General features: G+C 39.5%; 9 protein-coding genes. 5 read left to right on the forward strand and 4 right to left on the reverse strand.

Annotation, left to right across the window (positions count from 1 at the left end):
• Window positions 1–53: 53 nt before the first annotated feature.
• The 4 genes from ACSHZO_RS13155 to ACSHZO_RS13170 all read right to left on the reverse strand — a co-directional run bounded on the left by ACSHZO_RS13155 (window position 54) and on the right by ACSHZO_RS13170 (window position 7,406).
• On the reverse strand, window positions 54–1,658 hold the full coding sequence (locus ACSHZO_RS13155; protein ID WP_366941476.1) for a RagB/SusD family nutrient uptake outer membrane protein: 1,605 nt from the start codon (window positions 1,656–1,658) through the stop codon (window positions 54–56).
• Window positions 1,659–1,666: 8 nt separating this feature from the next.
• Window positions 1,667–4,765, reverse strand: coding sequence for a SusC/RagA family TonB-linked outer membrane protein (locus ACSHZO_RS13160; RefSeq protein ID WP_298247709.1), 3,099 nt, complete (start codon window positions 4,763–4,765; stop codon window positions 1,667–1,669).
• A gap of 284 nt (window positions 4,766–5,049) precedes the next feature.
• Window positions 5,050–5,694, reverse strand: coding sequence for a gluconate 2-dehydrogenase subunit 3 family protein (locus ACSHZO_RS13165; RefSeq protein WP_298247708.1), 645 nt, complete (start codon window positions 5,692–5,694; stop codon window positions 5,050–5,052).
• 11 nt (window positions 5,695–5,705) lie between these two features.
• Window positions 5,706–7,406, reverse strand: a complete 1,701-nt coding sequence (locus ACSHZO_RS13170; protein ID WP_295179545.1) for a GMC oxidoreductase — start codon at window positions 7,404–7,406, stop codon at window positions 5,706–5,708.
• A 149-nt stretch (window positions 7,407–7,555) separates the two neighbouring features.
• Between ACSHZO_RS13170 and ACSHZO_RS13175 the strand changes: the two genes are divergently transcribed.
• Genes ACSHZO_RS13175 through ACSHZO_RS13195 form a run of 5 tightly spaced genes read left to right on the forward strand, consistent with a single transcriptional unit; the run spans window position 7,556 to window position 12,783 of the window.
• A complete protein-coding gene (locus tag ACSHZO_RS13175; RefSeq protein WP_298247707.1) occupies window positions 7,556–8,554 on the forward strand; it encodes a sugar phosphate isomerase/epimerase family protein in 999 nt (332 codons plus the stop codon).
• Between the two features lie 23 nt (window positions 8,555–8,577).
• The gene (locus ACSHZO_RS13180; protein ID WP_295179549.1) at window positions 8,578–9,816 is read left to right on the forward strand and encodes a nucleoside permease; all 1,239 of its coding nucleotides are present in this window, start codon (window positions 8,578–8,580) and stop codon (window positions 9,814–9,816) included.
• A 7-nt stretch (window positions 9,817–9,823) separates the two neighbouring features.
• Window positions 9,824–10,966 (forward strand): Gfo/Idh/MocA family protein, encoded by a 1,143-nt coding sequence (locus tag ACSHZO_RS13185; protein ID WP_298247832.1) that lies wholly within the window; start codon window positions 9,824–9,826, stop codon window positions 10,964–10,966.
• Window positions 10,967–10,970: 4 nt separating this feature from the next.
• Entirely contained in the window at window positions 10,971–12,023 is a 1,053-nt protein-coding gene (locus ACSHZO_RS13190) for a sugar phosphate isomerase/epimerase family protein (RefSeq protein ID WP_298247831.1), read from the forward strand.
• Between the two features lie 10 nt (window positions 12,024–12,033).
• Window positions 12,034–12,783: a 3-keto-disaccharide hydrolase gene (locus ACSHZO_RS13195; protein WP_298247706.1), complete on the forward strand. Its 750-nt coding sequence runs from the start codon at window positions 12,034–12,036 to the stop codon at window positions 12,781–12,783.
• The last annotated feature ends 59 nt before the right edge of the window (window positions 12,784–12,842 follow it).

Consider the following 12,842-nt stretch of genomic DNA (forward strand, 5'->3'; position numbering starts at 1 on the left):
ATAACAAAAAAAGAGGGCTAAAATAGCCCTCTTTTCATTCAATTTTAAAAAGTTTAGTAACCCTCGTTCTGAGTCAGATTTGGGTTAGAAATAATCGCAGATGCCGGGATTGGAAACAATGTTCTGAAATCTTCAGAAGCATCTTTATAACTCCATGCTTCCGTAAATTTACCAAAGCGAATAAGGTCATTTCTTCTCCACATCTCTGTATATAGTTCTCTTCCACGCTCGTCCAGTAGATCTTGTGCTGTAACGCTCCCTAATGGAGTTGCTTTACGAATAGTTCTAAGCTCATTTACTAATTCTGTTGCATTTCCGCCTCCACCATTAAGCGCTGCTTCAGCTTTCATTAGATGTGCATCTGCATATCTAAAGACAATCTTGTGTCCAGCGAAAGAACCATTTGTTGGGTGATACTTGATCACACGAACTCCAGTTGACTGATCGTTACCTAAAAGTCCCGGAAGTTCTTTTGTAAAACTAAGATCTTTACCAGCTTCAGCCTGTAGTTTAGAACCATCGATCCCGTATTGCTGTCCTATTAACATCCCAAATCCTATTTGAGAACCATCAAGCATTCCATCTTCATTTTCATCGAGCTGATCTACTTCACCATCACCATCAAAATCAACTCCTACAGCAGTTCCTTCAGTTGGAACATATCCTCTACGTTCTTCCTGACCATCACCCAAAAAGTTTGAATTTGGATCACCTTCGAAAAGGTCATAAAATTCAGCTAAAGTGGTAAAACCATTCCAACCACCACCACCATTGGCAGGGGTATTCTGGTTGTAGTGTAACGTATGCCACATCATTGGACCTACTCCAGAATTCGTATACCAGATAGTTTCGTTATCAAGTTTTGGAGAGAATATACCAAAGTATCCTTCTTCAAGACCAAAGCCCATAGCGCTAATCGCATCAACATTGCTAATTACCTGTTGCATGTCACCAGCATCTGGAGAACCTGTTCCGGTGTAAACATGCTTATTTAAATACATTTTGGCTAGCATGAAGTGAACCGCTGCTTTAGTCGCACGATTTGTAGCTTCAGTTCCTGGACCTGCGGTTGAAATATTTGCTGCTGCAGTATTCAAATCTTCCATTATGAAATCAAAAGCTTCAGCTCTGGACATTACTGTAGGATCTACTTCAATTCCTTCATCTGGCCCTCTAAATGGCACCTGGCCATATAGATCCATGACCCAGAATGTAGCAAAAGCTCTTAGGAATCTTGCCTCTGCTTCCTGTTGCGGAGTGGCGTTGCTTCTTTCATCAATAACCTCAGTTGTTCTAAAGATTATGGAGTTTTGATCATTCCATACGTTTCTAACGAATTGGTGAATTGGAGACCAGCTGTGCTGATGTAATGTTCTCCAAACGCCATTATCACCCCAGTCTGTTCCTCTGGTAGGTACCAGAAATTCATCTGAACTTACTTCATTAAGTCCATAAAGGTTTTCCTGAGTTTCTAATTGTCCCCGTACAGCATCATAGATACCGCTCAAGGTCGCATCTACGTCACCCACACCTGTAAATTCTCCGGTCTGGTTTACGATGATCGAATCTGTTTCCTCAATTTCCAGGTCTGTACATGCACTAAAGACAAGCAGTGCGCAGGCTGGAATTAAAGTAAAATACTTTTTATTTTTCATCATTAATTTTTTTAAAATTTAGCATTTAATCCAAATGTTACCGTTCTAGGTCTAGGGAATGCTGTATAATCGATTCCAGCTGTGGGTAAACCATTTAGTGACTTATCTACACTAACTTCCGGATCAAGACCTGAATAGTCTGTGATCACGAAAAGGTTTTGACCGTTTACATAAACTCTTAGATTTTCTACGAAAGAATCTTCAGCAAGAGGAATAGTATAACCAAGACTTGCATTCTGTAATCTTAAGAAATCACCCTTTTCAAGGAATCTCGTAGATACATCTGGAGCATTCGCTGGAAGTTCTCCGTTCGTAAGTACATTTGTAGTTACATTTCTACCACTGTTTATACTACCTGCAGTAAAGAATGCATTAGCAGTGTTGTTATAGATATAGTGACCAAACTGTCCTGCAAAGAAGATAGAAGCATCAAAATTTCCAAATTCAGCTCTGGTATTAATACCAAGGTTTGTAGTTGGCAGTGCACTTTTGTCAACGAATTGTTGAGCATCTCCATTAGGATAGATAGAAAGACCATTTTCGTCAAATCCACCAAACTCTCTTAAGTAGTAAGAAAACAATGGACGTCCTTCAGCCAATAGCTGAGCAAAAGCTCCGGTAAGACCCTGACCTGAAATTTGAGCCGTCTGGATCAAACCATCAAAATCCTGAAGTTCATTATCGTTATATGCTACGTTGAAACCAAAGTTCCAGAAGAAATTATCATTATCAATGATATCATAATCAATTGCGAATTCAACACCCTTATTAATAACACTGGCATCAAGATTCTGGAAAGTAAAGGGTACCGGTGAAGGTTGAGCCTGTTCTGCTACAAGAAGAAGATCCTGTGTATCCTTATAGTAAAAATCAAGACTACCAGATAATCTATCGTTCATGAAACCATAATCGATCCCCACGTTAGCCTGAGCAGTTTCCTCCCACTTCAATCCTGGGTTAGCGAATCCTGCAGTTCCAAGTCCACCACCATTTATGTTTCCACCGTTATCAATTCCGTAGCCATTTAGCACACGACGAATCGTAAAGTTTCCATATCCAAGACCTTCCTGGTTACCTGTTATACCATAACCAAGTCTAAGTTTTAAAGTAGATAAAGCGTCTGGAGAAAAATCCTCCTGGTCGATCTTCCAGGCAAATGCACCTGAAGGGAAATAACCATATTGATTATCAGGACCAAATCTTGAAGATCCATCTGCTCTCATGGTGAACGTAAATAAGTATTTGTCCATCAAGGAGTAATTCAACCTGGTAAAGAAAGACTGAATTTCATCTGTATTATCGTAAGTACCACTTGTAAGTACTCTGGTATTGATTCCACCTGGATCATTAACAGATTCTCCTAATACAGGACCATTATCTGTAAATAACCTGTCTACAAGCAAACCATCAGCATTGTAACGTAATTGGTTGAAGCCTCCATTTACCGCTCCATATAGAGCATCAATATCACCTCTTAATTCTGAAGACATTGCTCCGTTATCTGTAGATGCAAATCCAAAACCGTTCGCATATCTACCTTCTCTCTGGAAATCCTGGAAAGAATAACCAACTAAAGCTGAAAAAGTAGAGTTATCAAACTGCTTATCGTAGTTTACTACAAATTCCATCAATCTGTTCGTAGCTTCAAGATCGTTTAACTGAGCACGACCATTTCCTGGTGAACCATTATCGAAGTTGATAACATTTCCTGAAACTGAAGCATTCTGCTCAGATTCAGCTCTGTCATAACCTAAGGTAATTTTGGCATTAAGGTTTTCCAGGATATCATAATCTGCAGAAAGGTTTAAAAGAATTCTATCGGTTTCTGTTTCATTCTTAACATACTCAAGAATCTCAAGTGGGTTTCTACTGTTTCCAACCGGATCAAAACCTACTTCAGCTGGCCATGTTGGATTTGCGTAGTACGCTGCTCCAAGCAAGTCACCTGTAGAAGGTCCATTATTACCAATTGGCGCCGCTTCATCCTGTACATTAGAAAGTGTCAATTGTAAACCAAGATTTAATTTGTCATCAAAAAATCTTTGATTAGCGTTCAAACGACCTGTAAGTCTTTCCATTTTTGAGTTTTCAACCACACCTTCAATACCATTATATCCTAAGGATACACGAAGGTTACCAGAACTATAACTGTTCATATAAGATAAAGCATGGTTTTGAGAGATCGCAGTTCTAAGGATCTGATCCTGCCAATCTGTATCTGCACCAAAATCCTGAGCATCTCTGTCGCCACCGTATTGTTCTACAGCATCCAGAAATTGTTCAGCATTTAAAAGATCAAATTCATTAGCGGCATTTGCAATACTTACAGAACCATCATAAGTAAATGAACCACCCTGAACTCCTCTACCAGATTTGGTCTGGATGATTACAACCCCATTTGCTCCTCTGGAACCATAAATTGCTGTTGCAGAAGCATCTTTTAAAACACTTATGCTTTCAATATCACTAGGATTTAGGAAGTTCAATGGGTTTCTTGAAGAGCTGGATCCAATTCCAAGGTCACCACCACCTGCAGCAGTAGCGTCACCAGCTAATGGCACACCATCTACGACGAATAATGGATTGTTATTAGATCTTACTGAAGTTGTACCTCGAATACGAAGCGCAATTCCAGCTCCAGGCTCACCACTTGCCTGTGTAATTTGCACACCAGCAGTTTTACCCTGGATCAATTCTTCCGGAGAAGAAATGTTACCTTTATTAAATTCTTCGGAAGTTACCGAAGCAACTGCACCGGTTGCATCCCTTACAGTTGTGGTTCCATAACCAATTAAAACTACCTCCTCAAGTTCAGAAGCATCTGTTTCAAGGTTTACATCGATGGTCTCACGACCGCTTACTTTCACAACCTGTGTTACATATCCAACGAAGCTGTACATAAGCGTAGCATCTGCCGGAACATTGTTGATGGTATAATTCCCATCAAAATCTGTAGTGGTACCCGTCGATGTTCCCTTGATGGAAACAGTTGCACCGGGCAGCGGACCACTCTCATCTGTCACTGTTCCGGTTACAGTTTGCGCTTTTGCCATACCGAAGGTAATAAGTGCTCCGATTAGCAAAAGGCTCCTGAAAATCAATTTTCTCATAAGTTAAAGTTTTAGTTGGAATCGCTCAAATACACGTTGAGCAGGATAAATTTATATAATTTATTGTTAACAAAACAATCGACATTCTGAATTTAAAGTATTTCGCAAACGTTTGAAATTTTTAAACGTCAATTTGTTGCAGCAAATTTTAAGGAATCCACAAAAGAATGGCGATAATGCAAAGAAATGAGCATTATCGCCATATTATTAAAAATTTCACAATTTGATTTTTTTTACCAACAACTGTTGATAAATCTCAAATTTTTGGGAGTATGACTAAGAATCTATAAAGACATCGCTTTTCCGCCACCAAGTTCACTTACTGGACCGCAAGGAATATATTCTCCAGGAATTGGATCATACCACATAACATTCTCACCCACTTCTTCGCTGTTCTTCCATGCCCAGATTGCCATATCTCTCACATTATTTAAGTAGGCATAAGCTCCGGCATCTGAATCCATTTCAACATCAGGCTCCTGATTTTGCGCATCCTGAGTCTCTGTATTACGTTTCATATATTTCTCTTGGTCTGCTGGAGTCGCTTTCAAATATTTTTTAAGTATCTGATCGTAATCTTCTTTCGCCCCATCATCCTGTGATTTTTCAAATTCTTTTTCAAAGGCTTGTGCAAACGCATCTGCAGAACGCTTAAACTCTTTAGCTCTTTCAGGTTCAGCTACTGTATCCATGTAGGAATCAATAAACTGTGCGATATTAAGATCAGAAGCTCCAGGCGTGTCTGTCGCGGGTAAAATAGTATCAAGCACCTGTTTTAATGCAAGTCCGTTTGAGGCACTTAGGTACACGGGCTGCCAGTCGTAATCAGGTTCGTTCTTGCAGCTTTGCAAAAGACTTAATGCGGAAGGCCCTATTACAAAAACTCCTGCACCCAGTCCGAGATTTTTTATTAATTGTCTTCTATTCATGATAAAATCTTTTATGCATTAGACTTTTTAAAGTTTTTCGAAGCATGATCTGCCGCTCTTGCGGTCATCGCCATATAAGTTAAAGAAGGGTTCTGGCATCCTGCAGAAGTCATAAATGCTCCATCGGTTACATATACGTTTTTAGCTTCGTGAACCTGGTTGTTTCCGTTAAGCACAGACGTTTTAGGATCTCTACCCATTCTGGCCATCCCCATTTCGTGTATCCCAAGTCCTGGAGCACCAATATCATCGTAACCACTAACATCTTTAAATCCAGCTTTTTCAAGCATTTGCACAGCCTGATCTACCATATCTTTGCGCATCTTCAGCTCGTTCTCTTTGAATTCGGCATCAAAAGTTACGGTTGGTAGTCCCCATTCGTCCAGTTTATTATAATCAAGACTCATTTTATTTTCGTGATACGGCAGTGTTTCTCCAAAGCCCATCAACCCCATATTCCAGCCTCCTGGTTCTGTCACCGCTTTCTTAAGATCCTCACCATAACCTGCTTCCGCAACGCTATCTGTCCAGTTCGTACGGCTGGCGCCACCCTGGTAACCATAACCTCTTAAGAAATCAACTTCACTATTACCGTTAAGATTTCTGAATCTCGGCAGGTATATTCCATTAGGCTTTCTTCCTTTATAATACATATCCTGAAAACCATCATAATTACCAGATGCCCCAGCTTTAAAATGATGATCCATCACATTATGACCTAGTTCTCCTGAGTCATTCCCCATCCCATCAGGGAAACGATCAGATTTTGATTGCATTAAAATACTTGCAGAAGCCACGGCTGAAGCACATAGAAAAACGACATTGGCTTTAAACTCCATAGTCTCTCCACTTTCAGTATCTACCACTTTTACTCCGGTAGCAAGCTTAGTTTCTGGATCATACAGCACTTCACTCACAATAGAGTTTGGTCTCAAGGTCATGTTTCCGGTTTTTTCCGCAGCAGGTAAAGTAGAAGAGTTACTACTGAAATATCCTCCATAAGGACAACCACGAATACAGCGGTTTCTAAACTGACATTTAGAACGGCCCTCGAACTTTTTATCCCCGGTAATATGAGCAACACGACCAGAAGTCATTACCCGACCGTCGAAATTTTCAGAAATACTTTGCCTAAGATGATCTTCCACACAATTTAATTCCATTGGTGGTAAGAATTGACCATCTGGCAATTGACTCAAACCTAACTTCTCACCGCAAACTCCTATGTAGGATTCTACATAATCATACCAGGGAGAAATATCCTTATATCGAATAGGCCAGTCCACTCCTACGCCATCTTTTTTATTTGCTTCAAAATCAAGATCACTTAATCTGTAACTATGTCTTCCCCACATGATTGATCTACCTCCAACGTGGTATCCACGCATCCAGTCAAATCTTTTTGTTTCATTATAGGGATGCTTAATATCATCTACAAACCAGTGCTTGCTAGGTTCAGCAACAGTATAGCCGGTTCTAGCCTGCTTAAGCTGTCGTTTTTTCTCTTCTAGTGGAACCTGCCCTTTGAATTTATAATCCCATGGGTCATCATTCATCGTTGGATAGTCCTTGACATGCTTTACCATACGACCACGTTCCAAAACAAGCGTTTTAAAACCTTTTTCGGTAAGCTCCTTAGCTGCCCATCCACCACTAATACCTGTTCCAACAACTATGGCATCATAGCTGTCATTTTCATAATAGTTATTCACAATACATTGATTTATCGTTGAAAAAATAGTTCGAAGTCTACCAAATATATAAATTTATGGCTATAATTTTACTTCTTTAAAAAAAAGACTACATTTAATTTTCAATTTTTTAATGGCCTTAAGCCATACAACCTAAGCAAACCAAAAAAATGAATTTCAGATCACTTAGAGCCTGCAGTCTCTTTCTTGCGATTAGCCTTTCACTGTCTTTAACCTCTTGTAAAGATCAAGCTGAAGCCAGTAAAGAGAATGAATCACAGGAAGTTGCAGAAAACACAAATGATTCCCTATTCTTCAAAATTTCGCTAGCACAATGGTCCCTTCACCGCCCAATTTTTGAAGGTAGCCTAGACCCGATGGATTTTGCTGAAAAATCCAGTGAAATGGGTTTTGAAGGAGTAGAATATGTTACAAGTTTTTATGCTGAAAAAGTAAAAAATTCCAAAACTCCTGAAGAGGATTTACAGAAAGTACTGGACACACTTAAAAACAGAAGTGAAGAATTTGGAGTTCAAAACTTACTCCTTATGATCGATGGTGAAGGAGATCTTGCAACCAACGACTCCTTAGCAAGAAACCAAGCAGTAGAGAATCATAAAAAATGGGTGGACGCCGCTCAATTTCTGGGTTGTCATTCCATAAGAGTAAATCTGTTTGGTGACGAGAAAAGAGAGAACTGGAAAAAAAATTCTATAGATGCCCTTAAAAAGCTATCTGAATATGCCGCAACCAAGGACATCAATGTATTAGTAGAAAATCACGGATATTTATCTTCAGATGCAGATCTTCTGGTTAGCGTAATGGATGCCGTTAATATGGAAAACTGCGGAACCCTGCCAGATTTTGGGAATTTCTGTTTGAAACGTGAAGGCGGTGCCAGATGGCAGGCAGAATGTATCGAGGAATTTCCAAAGTATGAAGGCGTGGAGAAATTGATGAAACATGCAAAAGCTGTAAGTGCAAAGTCATATACTTTTGACATGGAAGGCAACGAAGAAGTCATCGATTATAAGAAAATGCTACAGATAGTCAAAGATGGTGGCTATACAGGATTTATCGGTATCGAATATGAAGGTACAGACATCGATCCTGAAAAAGGAATTAACGCCACCAGAGATCTACTTATCAAAGCAGGAAAGCAAATTTAAATCAATTCCAACAATTCCTTTTTATGAGCAAATTAGTCCGCTTCCAATTATCCTTGATGATGTTCTTAGAATTTTTCATTTGGGGTGGATGGTTCGTTACACTGGGAACCTATCTCGGTTACAATTTAGATGCAACAGATGTTCAGATCTCAACTGCTTTTTCTACACAATCCTGGGGAGCTATTATCGCACCATTTATTGTAGGGATGATTGCCGACAGATTTTTTAATGCGGAAAAGATCCTCGGAATTTTACATCTTACAGGTGCAATTTTGATGTACTTTATGTATCAGAGTACAGATTTTGCTGAATTCTATCCATTGGTACTTGCTTACATGATCGCCTATATGCCTACTCTGGCACTGGTAAATTCGGTAAGCTTTAACCAGATGAAAGATCCTGCAAAGGAATTTTCATTTATACGCGTTTTTGGAACTATTGGCTGGATCATAGCAGGACTGGTGATCAGTTATATTTTCTTCTGGGATTCTCCAGAATCAAGACAGGAAGGAATGCTGAAAAACACCTTTTTGATGGTAAGTATTGCTTCAGCATTTTTAGGGATTTTCAGCTTTACACTTCCAAAAACTCCACCATCTGCAGATAAATCAAAAAAAGTGAGTGTAGTAGAAACACTAGGATTGGATGCATTAGGATTACTTAAAGACAGAAACTTTTTAATGTTCTTCATGGCATCTGTACTTATTTGCATTCCGCTGGCTTTTTATTATCAAAATACAAATCCATTCCTTTCTGAAGTTGGAGTAGAAAACCCAACCGGTTTAATGACCATCGGGCAGGCATCTGAAGTTTTATTCCTGTTACTACTACCTTTCTTTTTTAAAAGGTTTGGTTTTAAATTGACAATTATCGCTGGTATGCTGGCCTGGACCTTACGTTACCTGCTTTTCGCTTATGGAAATTCCGGAGAATTAATATTTATGCTTATTACCGGGATAGCCTTACACGGGATCTGCTATGATTTCTTCTTCGTTTCTGGACAGATCTATACAGATTTTAAAGCAGGCTCAAAGTATAAAAGTTCTGCACAGGGATTGATCACTTTAGCCACCTATGGCGTGGGAATGCTGATAGGTTTCTATGTCGCTGGTTTGATCACAAATGCATACGTCACCGGAGACAAAATGCATGAATGGGAAACTATTTGGGTATATCCTGCGGCATTTGCATTTGGAGTCCTGCTCCTTTTTGCCTTATTTTTCAGGAACGAAAAGATCGACAAAAAAGATATTGAAATTTAAACATTGAATTATGAGTAAGATCAAACTCGGAATATTAGGCGGCGGTGAAGATTCTTTGATAGGAATTCTGCACAGAGTTGCGGCAAATATGTTCGACCAGTTTGAAATTGTAGGTGGTGTATTTGATACTAATCATCAAAAAAGTCTTGATTTTGGCGAAAAACTTCAGCTTGATCCATCAAGAGTCTATCGTGATCTAGATCACCTTGTAGATGAAGAAGCAAAGCTTTCAGAAGAAGAAAGAATGCAGGTAGTTTCAGTACTCACTCCAAATTTTCTGCATTTTCCAATGGCAAAACAATTGCTCGAAAATGGATATAATGTAATTTGTGAAAAACCATTGACCACCACTTTCGAAGAAGCGAAGATCCTGAATAAACTTCAGAAGAAAAATAATAAGATTTTCGCGGTCACTTATACCTACACTGGATATCCTATGATCAGACAGATGAAGACCATGATCGAAAATGGTGAAATAGGTGAAATTCAGAAAGTAGATGTACAATACTACCAGGGCTGGATCAATCCGTTAATTCATGATAAGGAGAAACGTGCGTCCACATGGAGACTGGATCCTGAAAAGTCTGGAATTAGCTGTTGCGTTGGTGATATTGGAACGCATGCATTCAATATGGCAGAGTATGTTACCGGAATGCAGGTGAAAAATATCCTATCAGACCTTAATTATCTGTATGAAGATAATCCTATGGATATTGATGGAACCGTTCTTTTACGCTTTTCTGAAAAGATCAAAGGAGTTCTGCGGGCGAGCCAGATCGCGACAGGTGAAGAAAATAATTTTTCAGTCAAGATATATGGAGATAAAGGCGGTTTAAAATGGGAACAGGAAAGTCCAAATTATCTCTATTTACTGAAGGAGGATCAACCACTTCAAGTCCTTAAACCAGGTCATGCTTACAATAGTGACTTCTCTCTTGAGGGAACTAAACTTCCTGCAGGACATCCTGAAGGGATTTTTGATTCTATGGGGAATATCTATTATGGAGTTGCGCAGGCAATAAAAGATAAGAGCAAATTTCAAGGTGCATATCCAAAATTGCATGATGGCTATAGAGGAATGCATTTTATAGAACAAACAGTAGCTTCCCACAAACAGGGCAACGTTTGGGTAAGCATGGAAGAAGAATAATATGATGAAGACAATAAAAGGACCGGCAGTTTTTCTGGCTCAGTTTATGGATGATCATGCGCCTTTCAATTCCCTGGAAGGATTATGTAAATGGGCTTCAGACTTAGGCTATAAAGGAATTCAGATCCCAACCTGGGAAACCAGGCTCATTGATCTTAAAAAGGCTGCTGAAAGTAAAACGTATTGCGAAGAGCTGGCAGGAACTGTAGGGTCTTACGGACTTGAGATCACAGAACTAAGCACACACCTGCAGGGACAGCTGGTAGCTGTACATCCAGCTTATGACCTAATGTTCGATAACTTTGCTCCAGATGATTATAAGAATAATCCTAAAGCGAGAACCGAATGGGCGGTAAATCAGCTAAAGTATGCGGCTAAGGCTAGCAGAAATTTAGGAATTGATGTTCATGGAACCTTTAGTGGTGCTTTATTATGGCACACCTTTCATCCATGGCCTCAGCGACCTGAAGGACTTGTGGAAATGGGTTTTGAGGAACTTGCGAACAGATGGATGCCAATCCTGAATACTTTTGATGAACAGGGAGTTGACGTTTGCTATGAAATACATCCTGGAGAGGACCTTCATGACGGAGTGACCTTTGAACGTTTTCTGGAGGCTACCAATAATCACAAGCGAGTAAATATTCTATATGACCCAAGTCACTTTGTATTACAGCAACTCGATTACTTGGAGTACATTGATCACTATCATGAGTTTATAAAAATGTTCCATGTTAAAGATGCTGAATTCAAACCTACAGGTAAAAAAGGAATGTTTGGTGGCTATGGGGACTGGAAAGATAGGGCTGGTAGATACAGACATCCAGGTGATGGTCAGGTAGATTTTAAAAATGCTTTTTCTAAACTAACCGAATACGGTTGTGACGTATGGGCAGTGCTGGAATGGGAATGCTGTATCAAAAGTCCTGAACAGGGTGCCAGAGAAGGTGCTCCATTCATTCAGAAGCACATTATTGAAGCAACTCAAAAGCGTTTCGATGATTTTGCAGGTTCAGAAATCGATGAAAATAAACTGAGGAATATTTTAGGAATTTAAACATATTAAAATGAAAAGATTAGCAATTATAGGTTGTTCAATATTAGCGCTTACTGCGTGTAAGAACGAAAATAAAGAAACCGAAGCTGAGAATATGGACACTCAGGAGTCGGTTGCCATGCAGGAAGAAGAGCATGAATGGCAGGAATTATTTAACGGTGAAGATCTTCAGGGTTGGAAAGCGTATAATAAGGACAGCATCTCTTCCCAATGGAAAGTTGAAGATGGTGTGATCGCCTTTGCACCTTCAGCTGAAGAAAGAGAATCTTCTGAAAATCTTATTACTGAAGATGAATTCGAAAACTTTGAAATGAGTTTTGAATGGAAAATTTCCGAAGGTGGAAACAGCGGTGTGATGTGGGCAGTTCAGGAAAATGAAAAATATGCTGAGCCTTATTTAACCGGACCAGAAATCCAGGTACTGGACAATCAAAAGCACCCAGATGCTAAAAATGGTCCAAATCGAACTGCAGGAGCCCTTTACGATATGGTTCCTCCAAGTGAAGATGCGACTAAACCTGCAGGGGAATGGAACAAAGAGACCATATATATCAACCACGAAGAAAATAAAGGTTGGGTAGAACTAAACGGAACTCGTGTTACTGAATTTCCTGTACACGGTGAAGAATGGGAAGAAATGGTGAAGAAATCAAAGTTCAGTGAATGGGGAGGTTTCGGAGCTAATCGTAGCGGCCATATAGCCTTACAGGATCATGATGATAAGGTTTGGTATCGTAACATAAAAATCAAGGAATTATAAAATTCTGCTAAATAATAATTAAAGCTGCGTGATGCAGCTTTTTTTTATACCCCATACTC

The organism is Christiangramia sp. 3-2217-3z, from assembly GCF_051195275.1.
GTDB lineage: Bacteria > Bacteroidota > Bacteroidia > Flavobacteriales > Flavobacteriaceae > Christiangramia > Christiangramia marina.